Source organism: Alicycliphilus sp. T452, assembly GCF_054512775.1.
Genome location: NZ_JBTNEH010000016.1, coordinates 13,853 through 29,007, shown reverse-complemented (window position 1 = coordinate 29,007; position 15,155 = coordinate 13,853). Strand labels below are relative to the sequence as shown.

The window sequence follows — 15,155 nt, the reverse complement described above, 5'->3', positions numbered from 1 at the left end:
TATGAAATCCCTCAAGCAATACCTGCTGGCCGCCTGCGCCTGCATCGCCCTGGCTGCGCACGCCGCGTTCCCCGAGCGGCCCATCACCATCGTCGTGCCCTACGCGCCGGGCGGCGCGGCCGATGCCGTGGCCCGCGTGATCGCCAGCCGCGTGGGCACCAGGCTCGGCGGCAGCGTGATCGTGGACAACAAGGCCGGCGCCAGCGGCACCATCGGCGCGTCCTACGTGGCCAAGGCACAGGCCGACGGCTACACCATGCTCTACGACGCCACGCCGTACTCCATCAACCCGCACCTGTTCCCCAGGATGCCGTACGCGGCCAACGCGCTGCAGCCGCTGTCGCTGGTGCTGCTGGCGCCCAACGTGCTGATCGTGCCCGCCGGCTCGCCGTACAAGACCGTGAACGACCTCATCGCCAAGGCCAGGGCCGAGCCGGGCAAGCTCAACTTCGCCTCAGGCGGCAGCGGCACGGTGCAGCGCCTGGCGGCCGAGCTGTTTCGCCAGAAGCTCGGCCTGGACATGGTGCACGTGCCCTACAAGAGCGGCGGCCCGGCCATCACCGACGTGATGGCGGGGCAGGTGGACTTCATGTTCGGCACCGTGGCCGCCACCTCGCCGCACATCGCGGCCGGCAAGCTGCGCGCGCTGGCCGTGTCCTCGCCCGAGCGCTCCAGGCGCCTGCCCGACGTGCCCACGGTGGCCGAGGCCGCCATTCCCGGCTACGAGGCCTACGAGTGGAACGGCGTGTTCCTGCCCGCGGGCACGCCCGCCGGCATTGCCGCCAGGCTGCACAAGGCGCTGGCCGAGGTGCTGCAGGAGGACGAGGTGCGCCAGCGCCTGGCCGACCTGGGCGCGCAGCCCATCGGCTCCACGCCGGCCGAGTTCGCTGCCTTCCTCAAGAAGGAAGACGCGAAGTGGGGCGAGGTGGTGCGCAAGGGCAACATCAAGCTGGACTGAGCACCTCCATGGCGCAGCCCCCGCTTCCCGCGCCCGTGCCGCATTCCGTGGGCCTGAACCGGCCCGCGCGCACGCTGCCGCCGCTCGCGTGCGACAGCCACATGCACATCTTCGACCCGCGCTTCGCGCCGTCGCCGCACTGGAAGCGCACGCCGCCCGACGCGCCCGTGGCCGCGTACCGGCGGCTGCAGCAGCGCCTGGGCACGCAGCGCACGGTGGTCGTCACGCCTTCCACCTACGGCACCGACAACGCCTGCACGCTCGATGCGCTGGACCAGCTGGGCGACGGCGCGCGCGGCGTGGCCGTGGTGGCGCAGGACGTGGGCGATGCCGAACTCGACCGCCTGCACGCGCGCCGCGTGCGCGGGCTGCGCGTGAACTTCGTCACGCCGCAATCCTGGGGCGAGACCACGCCGCAGATGCTGGCCACGCTGGCGCGCAAGGCCGCGCGCCTGCCGGGCTGGCACGTCCAGGTCTTCATGCATCCGGAGCAGATCGTGGCCCTGGAAAGCGTGCTTGCCGCGCTGCCCGTGCCGCTGGTGATCGACCACCTGGGCCGCATCGATCCGGCCGAGGGGCCATCCGCCGACGGCTACGGCGCGCTGCGCCGGCTGCTGGACGGCGGCAACGCCTGGGCCAAGCTCTCGGGCTCGTACATGCGCTCGACCGCGCCCGCATATGCGGATACGCTGCCGCTCGCCCAGGCGCTGGTGCGCGCCGCGCCCGAGCGGCTGGTGTGGGGCAGCGACTGGCCGCACACCACCGAGGCGCCGGGCACCGTGAACGATGCCGACCTGGTGGACCTGCTGCGCGCCTGGGCCGGCCCGGGCGCGGCGATGGACCGCATCCTCGTGGCCAACCCGGCGCGCCTGTACGGCTTTTGAAGGATTGACCGATGTTTTTGCTGCAAGCCCCCCAAGTCCGTGAACTGGAGCCGTTCACGTCCATGCCCGAATCGCTGCGCCGCCCCGAGCGCAGCGCCTGGGCCGACGCCAACCGTGGCGGCGCGGTGACGGACTCCTTCCTCGAAGGCCCGGTGTTCGACGACGCCGGCAACCTCTACGTGACCGACATCCCCTGGGGCCGCGTGTTCCGCATCGACCCCCAGGGCGCCTGGACCCTGGTGGCCGAGTACGACGGCGAGCCCAACGGCATGAAGTTCCTCGATGCGGGCACGCTGCTCATCACCGACTACAAGAACGGCCTGATGCGCCTGCATGTCGCGAGCGGAAAGGTCACGCCGTACCTGGAGCGGCGCAACAGCGAGCGCTTCAAGGGCGTGAACGACCTGGTGTTCGACAGCCAGGGCAACCTGTATTTCACCGACCAGGGCCAGAGCGGCCTGCACGACCCGAGCGGGCGCCTGTACCGCCTGCGCCCGAATGGGCAGCTCGACCTGCTGCTCGCCAACGTGCCCAGCCCCAACGGCGTGGCGCTGTCGCCCGACGAGCGCGTGCTGTACCTGGCCGCCACGCGCGGCAACTGCGTGTGGCGCGTGCCGTTGCTGCCCGACGGCAGCGTGGCCAAGGTGGGCCGGTTCTTCGCCTCCTACGGCCCCAGCGGCCCGGACGGGCTGGCCGTGGATGCCGATGGCCGCGTGCTCGTCGCCAACCCGGGCCTGGGCTACGTCTGGGTGCTCAACGGCCGGGCGGAGCCGGTGCTGGTGCTGCGCGGCGCGCCGGGCAGCTCCACCACCAACCTGGCCTTCGGCGGCGAGGGCCGGCGAACGCTCTACGTGACCGACTCCTCGCACGGGCGCATCCTGCGCGCGGCGCTGGACGCGCCGGGGCTGGCGCTGCACCGGCCCCGCTGAACCATGGCGCGCTAATTGATCACCGCGCCGGACTGGCGGGCGATGCCTTGCCACTTGGCCGACTCGGCCTGCATGAAGGCCTCGAATGCCGCGGGCGTGTTGGAGACGACTTCGCCGCCAAGGTCGATCAGCCGCGCGCGCAGGTCGGGCTGGTCCACCACCGCGCGGATGTCCCGGCTGATGCGCTCGCGCAGGCCCTTGGGCAGCGATGCGGGCGCGAGCACGCCGAACCAGGTGGCGGCCTCGAAGTTCGGGAGCCCCGCCTCGGCGAACGTGGGAATGGCGGGCACCTTCTCGATGCGGCTGCCGTTGGCCAGCGCAATGGCCTTGAGCTTGCCCGAGGCGATGTGCGGCAGCACCACGGTGAGCGTGGCGAACATCGCGTCCACCGAACCGCCCAGCAGGTCGGTGATGGCCGGCGCGTCGCCCTTGTAGGGCACGTGCACCATGCGCGTCTTCATCGCGGCGTTGAACATCTCGCCCGTGAGGTGCTGGGCCGTGCCGTTGCCGGGCGAGGCGTAGGCCGCCTTGTCCGGGTTGGCGCGCACGTAGCGGGTGAATTCGTCGAGCGTCGATACGTCCAGGCTGGGCCGCACGACCAGCACCAGCGGCACCTTGGCGACCAGCGTGAGCGCGGCGAAGCTCGCCAGCGGGTCGTAGTCGAGCTTCTTGTACAGCGCGGCGCTGATGGTGTGCGCCGAGGTGGTCATGTAGAGCAGGTGGCCGTCGCCGGGCGCGCGCGCCACCTGCGCGGCGGCCAGGGTCGTGCCGGCGCCGGGCTTGTTGTCGATGACGACCGGCTTGCCCCAGCGCGGGCCCAGCTTGTCGGCCACGGCGCGGGCCACGATGTCGGTGGCGCCGCCCGCCGCGTAGGGCACGACGAGGTGGACGTTGGTGGAAGGGAAGGGCGCTTCCTGGGCGAAGGCCAGGCCGGGCGCGCATGCGGCGGCCAGGGCGCAGCGCAGCGCGCCGCGGCGGGTGATGGATTGCATGTCTTTCTCCTGCGCGCTTCAGCGCTGGCCGGCGATCAGCCGGCTGATGACGGGGTGGTACTTCTCGCCCAGGCCGTTGTCGATGGCCTGCTGGAACCATTCATCGACGACGGCCGCGCCGCGCGCGTCCACGCCCGCGGCGCGCGCCAGCTGCAGCGCGTACTTCAGGTCCTTGCGCGCGTAGAGCACGGAGAACGCGCGCTCGGGGAACTCGCCGGGCAGCACGGCCTTCATGCCGTGGTTGCGCAGCGCGAAGCTGTCGGCCGAGCCTTTCGAGAGCGTGTCGAACAGCACGGCGGGATCGACTCCAGCCTTCTCGCCGATGGCCTTGGCCTCGCTCACGGCCACCACGGTCTCGAAGAGCACCATGTTGTTGAGGATCTTGAGCACCTGGCCGCAGCCCACGGGGCCGCACAGCGCGATGTCGGAGGCGAAGGTGGCGATCAGCGGCTTGACGGCTTCGAACACCTCGGGCGCGGCGCCCACCATCACCGCGAGCGTGCCCGCCTCGGCGGCGGCGCGGGTGCGCGCCACGGGCGCGTCCACGAACCGCGCGCCCAGGGCCGCGAATTCGCCGGCCAGCGCGCGCGTGGTGTCCACGGGCGAGGTGCTCAGGTCCACGATGGTCTGGCCCGCGCGGGCCGAGGCCAGCAGGCCGCCGTCCTGGCGGCACAGCTGCGCGACGACCTCGCCCGAGGGCAGCGAGAGGAAGACGACGTCGGCCGCCTGCATCACGGCCGCGGCGCTGGGCGCGGCCTGCACGCCGTGCGCGGCCAGGCGCTGCAGCGGGGCGGCGTCGAGGTCGTGCGCGATCACGCGGGCGCCGGTCTTCACGGCGAGGTTGCGGCAGATGGGTTCGCCCATCACGCCCAGGCCGATGAAGCCGATCACTTGGCTGGTGGTGTTGCTCATGTGTGGTGTTCCTGTCGGCCGTTCAGGCCATGCCGAAATAGATGCCCTTGGGCTGCTGGTACAGCCGCATGCCGGAGGCGCCCTTCTCGCGCCCGATGCCGCTTTCCTTGAAGCCGCCGAAGGGCGTGGAGATGGACAGCTGCTTGTAGGTGTTGATCCAGACGGTGCCCGCCTCCAGCGCGCGTGCGACGCGCCAGGCGCGTCGGTAGTCGGCCGTCCAGACGCCCGAGGCGAGGCCGAAGGCACTGTCGTTGGCCTGGGCGACGAGGTCTTCCTCGTCGTCGAACGGCAGCACGCAGAGCACCGGGCCGAAGATTTCCTGCTGGGCGATGGCGGCGCGGTTGTCGATGCCGCCGATCACCGTAGGCAGGTAGTAGGCGCCGCGCGCCAGCGCCGCCGCGCCGGGCCGCGCCCCGCCCGCGAGGATCTGCGCACCAGCCGTGCGCGCGTCCTCCACCATGCGCTCGACCTTGTCGCGGTGCGCGAAGGTGGCGAGCGGGCCCATCTCGGCGCCGGCCGCGTCGGGCAGGTCCACGCGCAGCGACCGGGCGCGCTCCACGAGCTTGCGCACCACCGCATCGTGCACGGAGCGCTGCACGAACAGGCGCGAGCCGGCCACGCACGACTGGCCGCTGCCCTCGAAGATGCCGTCGGCCACGGCGGCCACGGCGGCGTCGATGTCGGCATCGGCGAAGACGATGTGCGGCGACTTGCCGCCCAGCTCCAGCGCCACGGGCATGAGCTTGCGCGCGGCCACCTCGGCGATGCGCCGGCCGCTCTCCGTGCCGCCCGTGAACGACACCATGCGCACCAGCGGGTGCGCGACCAGCGCCGCGCCCACGTCGTGCCCGGTGCCGGGCAGCACGTTCAGCAGCCCCGGCGGCAGGCCGGCCTCCAGCGCGATGCGGCCCACGGCCAGGCCGGTCGAGGGCGTGACCTCCGATGGCTTGAGCACGACCGCGTTGCCCGCCGCCAGCGCGGGGGCGATCTTCTGCGCCTCCATCGTCAGCGGCGAATTCCACGGCGTGATGGCCGCCACCACGCCGTAGGGCTCGTAGGCCGTCATGGAAAGGTAGTTGCCGCGCGCCGGCGTCACCTCCGAGCCCGTCGTCTCGCAGACCGCGCCGTAGTAGCGGAAGGTGGCGGCGGCGCTCTTGACCTGCTTGACGCACTCGCTCCACACCTTGCCGTTCTCGAGCATCTGCAGGCGCGCGAGATGGTCGCCGTCGCGCTCCATGCGGTCGGCGATGCCGAACAGGATGCGCGCGCGCTGCATCGGCAGCATCTGCGTCCAGGCGCCGGCCTTGCAGGCCTGCGTCGCGCTGCGGACGGCTTCGTCCACGGCGCGCGGCCCTGCGGCGGCCACTTCATGGTTGGTTGCGCCCGTCGCCGGGTTGACGGAGACCAGCGGGGCAATGCCGTCCTCGCCCGGCGCATCCTTCCCCGCGATCAGCATGGGCTTGTGTTCAAGCATCTGGGACCTTTCGAGTTTCCTCTGACAGAACAAAAATTCTATTTTTATAATTTTCGTGGACAAACTCGACGCAAAGGCTCAGTGTTTCTACTGATGGAACTGAAGTTCTGAAAATTGCCGGGCGCAATGGATTGCGCGCGAGGGCGCATCCCGCCTGGCGCGGCGGTCAGGTGTGCTGCGGGAGGGTGGGGGGAGTCAGGAGGCGCTCGGCCACTTCCCGCCCAGGCTGTGCGTGGCGCGCTGGGCCGCGGCCAGGACGAGGGTCTTCATGCGCTGCACCGCGAGCTCGGAAAACCGCTCCAGCGGCCCCGACACCGAGATCGCGCCGAGCAGCGAGGCCGAAGGGCCGAAAACCGGCGCCGCGATGGCGCCGCAGAGGGGGTCGCGCTCGCCGAACGACGTGAAGACGAGATCGCCGGAGGCCGCGGCCAGGGCCTGCGGGCCCTGCTCCAGGGTGGTGATCACCTTGCCCGCGGCGCCCTTGTGCAGGGGCAGCAGGTCGCCGGGGCGCACGCGATCCAGCGTCGAGTGGTTGGAGTCGATGCGCATGAGGCACAGGCGGTGGTTCTGATCGTGGCGCACGTGGAACGACGGGCTTTCCGTGCCCTGCTCCACCAGCCACTGCAGGATGGGCTGGATGGCGCCCTGCAGGCCGTGCACCTGTTCGAACGAGCGGCCGAACACGAAGGCCAGCGGCCCCAGCGCATACCGCTTGTCCGCGCGGTGGGTGACCAGCCCGGCGCGCTCCAGCGAGGCCAGCAGGCGCAGCAGCGTGCTCTTGTACATCCCGGTGACGTTCGAGAGTTCCGTGAGCGTGAGCGCCTGGGGCGAGTTCGCCAGCGCCGTGGCGATGTGCAGCGCGCGATCGACCGCGGCGACACCGTCGCTCTTGTCCGAGGGCTCCGTGGAGGGCAGGGCTGGCATGGCGCGCGTTGGATGGTAGCTGGCTATGGATTCTATCTTGGGCAACCTGCTGTCCATTCCGGATGTGCGGGAGGCATGCCCGTTTGCAATTGTTCGGGGGTTAACCCCTATCGGTAATGGGTTGACTGGAGGATGAGTTTACTGAAAACTGAAAAAAAGAGAACGAAAATTCTCTTAGATGGAACAACTTGATCGGGAACAGGAGACTGCATGAACGTGAAACGAAATTTTCTGGCGACCGCCGCGGCGGCGCTGTTTGCCGGCCTGGCGGGGGCGCCTGCCATGGCGCAGGGGTACCCCGGCAAGCCCATCCGCTTCGTGGTGGGCTTCAGCGCGGGCAATTCCATCGATTCGGTGGCCCGCATCATTGCCCAGCACCTGTCGGCCAAGCTGGGGCAGCCGGTGGTGGTGGACAACAAGACGGGGGCCAACGGCATGCTCGCCGCCACCGAGGTCGCGCGTTCGCAGCCCGACGGGTACACGGTGCTGATCAGCAACTCGAGCACCATCACCGTGAACCCGTTGCTCTTCAAGAAGATGAACTACGACCCGAAGAAGGACTTCGCTCCGGTGTCGCTCATGGTGTCGGTGCCGTTCATCCTGACGGTCAATCCGCAGAAGGGGCCGATCGGCACGGCGCCCACGCTGCAGGACATGCTGAATGCGGCCAAGGCCAAGCCGGGTGCCTATTCCTACGGGTCGGCGGGGATGGGCAATCTCACGCAGCTGAGTTTCGAGCTGCTCAACGGCATGGCAGGCGTGAACATGACGCACGTGGCCTACCGTGGCTCGGCCCCGGCCCAGGTGGCGCTGCTGGGCGGCGAGGTGGACGCGGCTTTCGACAACCCCTCGGCCGTTCCGAAGATCAAGGCGGGCCAGCTGCGCGCGCTGGCCGTGACGTCGGCCCAGCGCTGGCACGAACTACCCGACGTGCCGGCCATCGCGGAGGCCGGCTATCCGGGCTTCGACATCTCGTTCTGGGTCGGCGCCCTCGTGCCCGCGCAGACGCCCGCGCCCGTCGTGAACGCCCTGTCCGAAGCCATAGCGACCGCGGTGCAGAACCCGGCGGTGAAGGCGCGGCTGGAGCAGCAGGGGAACATCCGCATGTTCGGCCCCAAGCGCTTCGCCGAGCAGATCGACAAGGAAACCGCGCAGTACGCGGAAATCATCCGCAAGGCGGACATCAAGCTGGACTGAGCGGGAGCACATCACGATGGCCTGGGACAAGGAACTCGCCGAGCTCGCGCAGCGCAAGGAACTGGCGCAGCGCATGGGCGGAGCGGACAAGGTGCAGCGGCACAGGGACAACGGGAAGATCCCCGTGCGCGAGCGCATCGCGCTGCTCGTGGACGAGGGTTCTCTCGTCGAGGTAGGCGGCCTGGCCGGCTCGGGCCAGTACGACGACGGCGGTCAATTGGTCGATTTCACGCCCGCAAACCTGGTGATGGGACGCGCGCGCATCGGCGGGCGGCCCGCCGTGGTGATGGGCGACGACTTCACCGTGCGCGGCGGCGCCAACGATGGCGCCGTGGGCGACAAAATGATCGTGGCGGAGCAGATGGCGCATGACCTGCGCCTGCCGCTGGTGCGCCTGGTGGATGGCACGGGCGGCGGCGGCTCGGTGAAGAACATCGAGCTCAAGGGGCACACGCTGCTGCCCAAGCTCAAGTCCTGGCCCTACATCGCGCGCAACCTGGCCACCGTGCCCGTCGTGGGGCTGGCGCTGGGATCGGTGGCGGGGCTGGGCGCGGCGCGCGTGTCCGCCAGCCACTATTCGGTGATGGTGCGCGATACCGCGCAGCTCTTCGTCGCGGGCCCGCCCGTGGTGGCGCGCACGGGTCAGGTGCTCGGCAAGAACGAGCTGGGCGGCGCACAGATCCACGCGCGCAATGGCGTGGTGGACGACGAGGTCGCCTCCGAGGCCGAAGTCTTCGAGCGCGCGCGCCGCTTCCTCTCGTACCTGCCCGCGTCCGTGCACGAGCTGCCCCCGCGCGCCGAAGGCGGGCGCGAAGCCTCGGCGAACCAGGCGGCGCTGCGCGGCGCCATTCCGGAGAACACGCGCTCGGTCTACAAGATCCGCACCATCGTGGAGACCCTGGTGGACAGCGGCTCGTTCATGGAGATCGGCCGCCATTGGGGCAAGGCCATCGCGGCGGGCCTGGCGCGCATCGACGGCTGGCCGGTCGTCGTCGTCGCAAGCGATCCGTACCACTACGGCGGTGCCTGGGACCGCCAGACGACCGAGAAGTACATGCGCATGGTGGACCTGGCCGAGCAGTTCCACCTGCCCGTGCTCAACCTCGTGGACGTGCCTGGCTTCCGCATTGGCCTGGAGGCCGAGAAGGAAGGCGTGATGCGCGCCGGCGTGCGTGCGCTTACCGCCGTGGCGCAGAGCACGGTGCCCTGGTGCACGGTGATCCTGCGCAAGGCCTTCGGCGTCGCCGGAGGCGGGCACCAGAACGCCGAGCGCTTCAACTTCCGCTATGCGTGGCCTTCGGCCCAGTGGGGTTCGCTGCCCATCGAAGGCGGGCTGGAGGTGGCCTACAAGGCCGAGATCGAGGCCGCCGAAGATCCCGACGCGGCCCGCGCGCGCATCGAGGCCCGCGTGCGCAGCCTGACTTCGCCCTTCCGCAGCGCCGAGGCGTTCGTGGTGGAAGACATCATCGACCCGCAGGACACGCGCGCCCTGCTGGTCGAGTTCGCCAACCTTGCCGCGCCGCTGCGCCAGGCCGGCCCGGTGCGCTTCGGGTTCCGCCCATGAGCGAGGCCATGCCAGCGCGGGCGTCCCGCTCCATCCGCCGCATCCTGGTCGCCAACCGCGGCGCGGTGGCGGCCCGGGTGATCCGCGCGGCGAAGGCGCTGGGGATCGAATCCGTCGCGGTGCATTCCACCGCCGACGAGCGGATGCCCTATCTGAAAGAGGCCGATGCCGCGGTCTGCATCGGCGACGCGCCCGCCTCCGCGAGCTACCTGAACCAGGAGGCCGTGCTGCGCGCGGCCCGGGACACCGGCGCCGACGCGGTGCACCCAGGCTACGGCTTCCTGTCCGAAAACGCGGCCTTCGCCGAGCGCGTGGAAGCCGAGGGGCTGTGCTTCATCGGCCCCAGCCCGCGATGGATCAAGACCCTGGGCCACAAGACGGCAGCGCGCGCGCTGATGCAGGCGCACGGCATGCCCATGACGCGCAGCAGCGCGCTGCTGCCGGACGACCTTGGCGAGGTGACCCGCGTCGCCTGCGGCATGGGTTTCCCCCTCATGCTCAAGCCCGCGAACGGCGGCGGGGGCATCGGCATGCTGCCGGTGCGCGGGCCGGAGGAGATCGCCGCGGCCTGGCGGCAGGCGCAGTCCACCTCGGCCAAGGCCTTCGGCGCCTCTGAGCTGTACTTCGAGACGCTGATCGACACGCCGCGGCACGTGGAATTCCAGTTCCTCGCGGACCGCCACGGGCAGGTGCGCTGCCTGTACGAACGCGACTGCTCCGTACAGCGGCGCAACCAGAAGGTCGTCGAGGAGGCGCCCGCGCCGGGCATTCCCCGCGACGCCGTGCAGGCCATGGCCCGGCGGCTGGAGGCGATCCTGGCCGGCATCGGCTACGACGTCATCGGCACCGTGGAGATGCTCTACACGCCCGCGACGGGCTTCACGTTCCTGGAGGTGAACACGCGGCTGCAGGTGGAGCACGCGGTGACGGAAGAGGTCACCGGCGTGGACATCGTCGCGGCGCAGATCCGGCTGGCCGCGGGCGAGCCGCTCGCCGCCGTGCTGCCCGCGTCCGTTTCATGCAACGGCCACGCGGTGGAGGCGCGCATCTACGCGGAAGACCCCGTGCGTTTCTTCCCGTCCCCGGGCGAACTCGCCGTGTTCGCGCCGCCGGCGGGCGAGGGCATCCGCGTGGAGACGGGCTATGCCGCAGGCACCCGCGTATCGAGCCACTACGACCCGATGCTCGCCAAGGTCATCGCGCACGGCGCCGACAGGGCCGAAGCGGTCGCCCGGCTGACCGGCGCGCTGGAGCGCTTTCGCGTCGAAGGCGTGAAAACCAACATTCCCTACGTGCTGCGCGTCCTGCGCGACCCGGCGTTCGCGGACGGCCAACTGCACACCCAACTGGGCGCCGCGATCGCATCGCGCCCCCTTTGAAACAACGTTCCTCCAGGAGATTTCCCATGCCCACTCTCTGCTCCCCGCTGGCGGGCCGCGTCGTCGCCCACTGCACCGCTCCCGACGACAGCGTGTCGGCCGGCGACCCGCTCTTGATCGTCGAATCCATGAAGATGGAGATCCCCGTGGAGGCGGAGGCCGGCGGCGCCGTGGTGCGCTACCTGGTCGAGGTCGGCGCGGAAGTGGCCGAAGGCCAGCCGCTGGTGGAACTGCGATGAACGGCGGCTTCGAGCGCCACGGCAGGGTGGCCCTGGTCCGATGGGCCAACCCGCCCGTCAACGGCCTGTCGTTCGCGTTGCGCCAGCACCTGTCGGCGGCACTGGACGCGGCCGTGGCGGATACGGCCATCGACGCCATCGTGCTCGCGGGCGAGGGCCGCATGTTCTCGGGCGGCGCGGACATCCGCGAGTTCAACACGCCCCGGGGCGTGGCCGAACCGACCACGCCCCAGCTGATCCAGCGCATCGAGAACCTGGGCAAGCCCGTGGTGGCGGCCATCCACGGCTCTGCGCTCGGTGGTGGCCTGGAGCTGGCATTGGGCTGCCACTGGCGCGTGGCCGACGCCCAGGCGGTGGTCGCCCTGCCCGAGGTGAAACTGGGCCTGCTGCCCGGCGGCGGCGGAACGCAGCGCCTGCCCCGGCTCGTAGGTGTCGAAGCGGCGCTCGACTGGATCGTTTCCGGCAGGACGATCAGCGCCGCCAAGGCCCTGGAGGCGGGCCTGCTGGACGCGGTGTTCGAAGGCGACTGGCTGTCGCGGGCGATCGCGTTTGCGGCCGGTCTCGATCCCGCGAAGGCGCTGCGGCCCACGGGCGCGCGCGCCGTCACGCCGCCCGCCGATGCGGCGGCGCTGTTCGGCGCCGCGCGCGAGAAGGCGCGCAAGACCGCGCGTGGCCTGGAGGCGCCGCTGCAGTGCATCGCCTGCGTCGAGAAATCGCTCGACGGCCCGCTGCAGGAAGGTCTGGCATTCGAACGGCAGCGCTTCGTCGAGCTCGTGAACGGCACGCAGTCCAAGGCGCTGCGCCACCTGTTCTTCGGCGAGCGAGAGGCAGCCAAGCCGCCGCCCGATGCGCAGGGCGCGGCCCTGCGCCCCGTGCAGCGCGTGGGTGTGATAGGCGCGGGCACGATGGGCGGCGGCATCGCGATGGCCTTCGCCAATGCGGGCTACGCCGTGACGCTGGTCGAGGTCACCGACGCGGCCCTCGCCAAGGGCCTGGAGACGATCCGCCGCAACTACGCGGCCACGGTGGCCAAGGGCAAGCTGGACGAGGCGCAGATGCAGGCCCGCCTGGCGCGCATCCACGGCTCCACGGCCATGCCCGATCTCGCGCAGGCGGACCTGGTCATCGAGGCAGCCTTCGAGGACATCGCCGTCAAGCACGGCCTGTTCCGGCAACTGGACGCCATCGCCAGGCCCGGCGCCATCCTCGCGACCAACACCTCGCGGCTCGACGTCAACGACATCGCCGCCGTGACGCGCCGCCCGCAGGACGTGGTGGGGCTGCACTTCTTCAGTCCCGCCCACGTCATGAAGCTGCTGGAGATCGTGCGCGGCCGGGCCACGGCGCCCGACGTGATCGCCACGGTGCTGGGCGTTGCCAAGCGCATCGGCAAGGTGCCCGCCGTGGTGGGCGTGTGCGATGGCTTCGTGGGCAACCGCATGGTGAGCCCCTACACGCGCGAGGCGCACTTCCTGCTGGAGGAGGGTGCGAGCCCCGCGCAGGTGGACCAGGCCGTGGAGCGCTTCGGCATGGCCATGGGCCCGCTGCGCATGGGCGACATGGCGGGGCTGGACATCAGCTGGGCCGCGCGCAAGCGCCAGGCTCCCACGCGTCCCAGGCACCTGCGCTACTGCCACATCGCCGACCGGCTCTGCGAGTCGGGCCGCCTGGGGCAGAAGACGGGCGCGGGCTTCTACCGCTACGAGCCGGGCAGCCGCGCGCCCGTGCCCGACCCGGCCGTGGAGTCGATCATCGATGCCTGCGCAAGCGAGTCGGGCATCACGCGCCGCGCGATCACCGACGAGGAGATCGTGGAGCGCACCATGTACGCGCTGGTCAACGAGGCCGCGCGCATCCTGCAGGACGGCGTGGCGCGCCGCGGCAGCGACATCGACGTGATCTACGTGAACGGCTACGGCTTTCCCGCCGCGCGCGGCGGCCCGCTGTTCTATGCCGACACCGTGGGCCTGCCCAAGGTGCTCGCGCGCATCGAGGAATTTCACCGCATCCACGGCCCGCTGTGGGAGCCTGCGCCGCTGCTTGCGCAGCTCGTAGCCCAGAGCCAGTCCCTCTCCGGCTATGTGGTGCCCACCGACCCCACCTGAACGACCATGACCGCCAACATCCCATCTACGGGCGGCCCCGATGCCGCCTATCTCCACCATCTGGCCCAGGGCCGGTTCCGCATCCAGCAATGCGGCGCGTGCGCGCGGCACGTGTTCTATCCACGGGTCGCCTGCCCGCACTGCGGCAGCGCCGACCTGCGCTGGATGGACGCCAGCGGCCAGGGCACCGTCCATGCGTGCAGCGTGGTCATGGGCAAGCCTGGCACGGGCACCGACTACGCCATCGTGCTCGTCGACCTGGACGAGGGCGTGCGCATGATGGGCCGCGTGCGGGAGCATCCGCAGGACCAGGTGCGTATCGGCATGCGCGTGCAGGCCCGCATCGTGGAGCAGGACGGCAAGCCGCTCGTGGTATTCGTTCCCCAAGGCGCGGGAGGTGCGCAATGAGCCTGCAACAACTTCGCGGCAAGGCCGCCATCGTGGGCGTGGGCCATGCCGGCATCGGCGAGGCGACCGGCTTCAGCGCCATGGAAATCCTGGGCCAGGCCGCGCTCGCGGCGGTGGACGATGCGGGGCTCACGCTGCGCGACATCGACGGCCTGGCCACCTGCAGCTCGGCGGCCAGCATGTGGGCGCTGCCGGTGGCCGAATACCTGGGCCTGCGGCCGCAGTTCATCGACAGCACCATGCTGGGCGGCTCCAGCTTCATCGCCCACCTGATGCCCGCGATGCTGGCGCTGGAGAGCGGCCAGTGCAACGCGGTGCTCGTGTGCTACGGCAGCACGCAGAAGACGGGTACGTTCTCGCGCAAGGCCATGTCGGATGCGTTCCGCCTGATCGACCCGCTGCCCTACGAGCACCCCTACGTGCCCATCCAGCCGCTCACGTCCTACGCGCTGGCCGCGTCGCGCCACATGCACGAGTTCGGCACCACGCGCGAGCAGCTCGCCGAGGTGGCCGTGGCCGCGCGCCGCTGGGCGCAGCTCAACCCCGAGGCGGTGATGCGCGAGCCGCTCAGCATCGACGACGTGCTGTCCGCGCGCATGGTCTCCACGCCGCTCACGGTGCGCGACTGCTGCCTCGTCACCGACGGCGCGGGCGCCTTCGTGCTCATGCGCGCCGACCGCGCCAGGGTCCAGGTGCCCAGGCCCGTGTACGTGCTCGGCAACGCCACGGCGGTGTGGAACCGGCAGATATCGTCCATGGAGAACCTCACCGTCACCGCCGCGTCGGAGTCGGGCCGGCGTGCCTTCGAGATGGCGGGCCTTGCGCCCTCGGACGTGGACGTGGTGGGCCTCTACGACGCGTTCACGATCAACACGCTGCTGTTCCTCGAAGACCTGGGCTTTTGCAAGAAGGGCGAGGCCGGCGCGTTCGTGGAGAACGGCGGCATCGCGCCGGGCGGGCGGCTGCCGGTCAACACCAACGGCGGCGGGCTCTCGTGCGTGCACCCGGGCATGTACGGCATCTTCCTCGTGATAGAGGCGGTGCGGCAGTTGCGCGGCGAGTGCGGCGCGCGGCAGGTCAAGGATGCGCGCATCGCCCTGGCGCACGGCAACGGCGGCACGCTGTCGAGCCAGTCCACGGCGATCCTCGGTGTGGAGGAAACGCTGTGAACGCACAAGGCAAGGAGCCGG

General features: G+C 70.7%; 14 protein-coding genes. 10 read left to right on the top strand and 4 right to left on the bottom strand.

The annotated features are described in order from the left end of the window. The first annotated feature begins 1 nt into the window (after nucleotide 1). Genes ACX12L_RS14680 through ACX12L_RS14670 form a run of 3 tightly spaced genes read left to right on the top strand, consistent with a single transcriptional unit; the run spans nucleotide 2 to nucleotide 2,771 of the window. Complete coding sequence (locus ACX12L_RS14680) at nucleotides 2-958, top strand: tripartite tricarboxylate transporter substrate binding protein (protein WP_459263271.1); 957 nt, start codon at nucleotides 2-4, stop codon at nucleotides 956-958. Nucleotides 959-966: 8 nt separating this feature from the next. Continuing rightward, nucleotides 967-1,842 (top strand): amidohydrolase family protein, encoded by an 876-nt coding sequence (locus ACX12L_RS14675; RefSeq protein WP_459263270.1) that lies wholly within the window; start codon nucleotides 967-969, stop codon nucleotides 1,840-1,842. Nucleotides 1,843-1,853: 11 nt separating this feature from the next. After that, entirely contained in the window at nucleotides 1,854-2,771 is a 918-nt protein-coding gene (locus ACX12L_RS14670; RefSeq protein WP_459263269.1) for an SMP-30/gluconolactonase/LRE family protein, read from the top strand. Between the two features lie 11 nt (nucleotides 2,772-2,782). On the opposite strand, the gene ACX12L_RS14665 is transcribed toward ACX12L_RS14670, so the two are convergent. The 4 genes from ACX12L_RS14665 to ACX12L_RS14650 all read right to left on the bottom strand — a co-directional run bounded on the left by ACX12L_RS14665 (nucleotide 2,783) and on the right by ACX12L_RS14650 (nucleotide 7,073). Further along, nucleotides 2,783-3,763 carry a tripartite tricarboxylate transporter substrate binding protein gene (locus tag ACX12L_RS14665; RefSeq protein ID WP_459263268.1) on the bottom strand — a complete coding sequence of 327 codons (981 nt, stop codon included), beginning with the start codon at nucleotides 3,761-3,763 and terminating at the stop codon, nucleotides 2,783-2,785. Between the two features lie 18 nt (nucleotides 3,764-3,781). Then, nucleotides 3,782-4,675 (bottom strand): NAD(P)-dependent oxidoreductase, encoded by an 894-nt coding sequence (locus tag ACX12L_RS14660; RefSeq protein WP_459263267.1) that lies wholly within the window; start codon nucleotides 4,673-4,675, stop codon nucleotides 3,782-3,784. Between the two features lie 22 nt (nucleotides 4,676-4,697). Beyond that, complete coding sequence (locus tag ACX12L_RS14655) at nucleotides 4,698-6,149, bottom strand: aldehyde dehydrogenase (RefSeq protein ID WP_459263266.1); 1,452 nt, start codon at nucleotides 6,147-6,149, stop codon at nucleotides 4,698-4,700. 195 nt (nucleotides 6,150-6,344) lie between these two features. Then, a complete protein-coding gene (locus ACX12L_RS14650) occupies nucleotides 6,345-7,073 on the bottom strand; it encodes an IclR family transcriptional regulator (protein ID WP_459263265.1) in 729 nt (242 codons plus the stop codon). Nucleotides 7,074-7,283: 210 nt separating this feature from the next. Between ACX12L_RS14650 and ACX12L_RS14645 the strand changes: the two genes are divergently transcribed. The 7 genes from ACX12L_RS14645 to ACX12L_RS14615 are packed head-to-tail and all read left to right on the top strand — an operon-like array spanning nucleotide 7,284 to nucleotide 15,134. Then, nucleotides 7,284-8,270, top strand: a complete 987-nt coding sequence (locus ACX12L_RS14645) for a Bug family tripartite tricarboxylate transporter substrate binding protein (protein WP_459263264.1) — start codon at nucleotides 7,284-7,286, stop codon at nucleotides 8,268-8,270. A 16-nt stretch (nucleotides 8,271-8,286) separates the two neighbouring features. After that, nucleotides 8,287-9,834, top strand: coding sequence for an acyl-CoA carboxylase subunit beta (locus ACX12L_RS14640; protein ID WP_459263263.1), 1,548 nt, complete (start codon nucleotides 8,287-8,289; stop codon nucleotides 9,832-9,834). Between the two features lie 8 nt (nucleotides 9,835-9,842). Next, nucleotides 9,843-11,213, top strand: coding sequence for an acetyl-CoA carboxylase biotin carboxylase subunit (locus ACX12L_RS14635; protein ID WP_459263262.1), 1,371 nt, complete (start codon nucleotides 9,843-9,845; stop codon nucleotides 11,211-11,213). 26 nt (nucleotides 11,214-11,239) lie between these two features. Then, nucleotides 11,240-11,452 (top strand): acyl-CoA carboxylase biotin carboxyl carrier protein subunit, encoded by a 213-nt coding sequence (locus ACX12L_RS14630; protein WP_103018454.1) that lies wholly within the window; start codon nucleotides 11,240-11,242, stop codon nucleotides 11,450-11,452. Then, on the top strand, nucleotides 11,449-13,557 hold the full coding sequence (locus ACX12L_RS14625) for a 3-hydroxyacyl-CoA dehydrogenase NAD-binding domain-containing protein (RefSeq protein WP_459263261.1): 2,109 nt from the start codon (nucleotides 11,449-11,451) through the stop codon (nucleotides 13,555-13,557). The genes ACX12L_RS14630 and ACX12L_RS14625 overlap by 4 nt, the downstream gene beginning before the upstream one ends. Before the next feature lie 6 nt (nucleotides 13,558-13,563). Then, the gene (locus tag ACX12L_RS14620; protein WP_103018456.1) at nucleotides 13,564-13,965 is read left to right on the top strand and encodes a Zn-ribbon domain-containing OB-fold protein; all 402 of its coding nucleotides are present in this window, start codon (nucleotides 13,564-13,566) and stop codon (nucleotides 13,963-13,965) included. Next, nucleotides 13,962-15,134 (top strand): thiolase, encoded by a 1,173-nt coding sequence (locus tag ACX12L_RS14615; RefSeq protein ID WP_459263260.1) that lies wholly within the window; start codon nucleotides 13,962-13,964, stop codon nucleotides 15,132-15,134. Before ACX12L_RS14620 ends, ACX12L_RS14615 begins: the two co-directional genes overlap by 4 nt. Nucleotides 15,135-15,155: the final 21 nt, after the last annotated feature.

Bases quoted from the DNA above. Each gene is read 5' to 3' on its own strand.
- ACX12L_RS14680 (WP_459263271.1), top strand. From the start codon at position 2: ATGAAATCCCTCAAGCAATACCTGCTGGCCGCCTGCGCCTGCATCGCC.
- ACX12L_RS14675 (WP_459263270.1), top strand. From the start codon at position 967: ATGGCGCAGCCCCCGCTTCCCGCGCCCGTGCCGCATTCCGTGGGCCTG.
- ACX12L_RS14670 (WP_459263269.1), top strand. From the start codon at position 1,854: ATGTTTTTGCTGCAAGCCCCCCAAGTCCGTGAACTGGAGCCGTTCACG.
- ACX12L_RS14665 (WP_459263268.1), bottom strand. From the start codon at position 3,763: ATGCAATCCATCACCCGCCGCGGCGCGCTGCGCTGCGCCCTGGCCGCC.
- ACX12L_RS14660 (WP_459263267.1), bottom strand. From the start codon at position 4,675: ATGAGCAACACCACCAGCCAAGTGATCGGCTTCATCGGCCTGGGCGTG.
- ACX12L_RS14655 (WP_459263266.1), bottom strand. From the start codon at position 6,149: ATGCTTGAACACAAGCCCATGCTGATCGCGGGGAAGGATGCGCCGGGC.
- ACX12L_RS14650 (WP_459263265.1), bottom strand. From the start codon at position 7,073: ATGCCAGCCCTGCCCTCCACGGAGCCCTCGGACAAGAGCGACGGTGTC.
- ACX12L_RS14645 (WP_459263264.1), top strand. From the start codon at position 7,284: ATGAACGTGAAACGAAATTTTCTGGCGACCGCCGCGGCGGCGCTGTTT.
- ACX12L_RS14640 (WP_459263263.1), top strand. From the start codon at position 8,287: ATGGCCTGGGACAAGGAACTCGCCGAGCTCGCGCAGCGCAAGGAACTG.
- ACX12L_RS14635 (WP_459263262.1), top strand. From the start codon at position 9,843: ATGCCAGCGCGGGCGTCCCGCTCCATCCGCCGCATCCTGGTCGCCAAC.
- ACX12L_RS14630 (WP_103018454.1), top strand. From the start codon at position 11,240: ATGCCCACTCTCTGCTCCCCGCTGGCGGGCCGCGTCGTCGCCCACTGC.
- ACX12L_RS14625 (WP_459263261.1), top strand. From the start codon at position 11,449: ATGAACGGCGGCTTCGAGCGCCACGGCAGGGTGGCCCTGGTCCGATGG.
- ACX12L_RS14620 (WP_103018456.1), top strand. From the start codon at position 13,564: ATGACCGCCAACATCCCATCTACGGGCGGCCCCGATGCCGCCTATCTC.
- ACX12L_RS14615 (WP_459263260.1), top strand. From the start codon at position 13,962: ATGAGCCTGCAACAACTTCGCGGCAAGGCCGCCATCGTGGGCGTGGGC.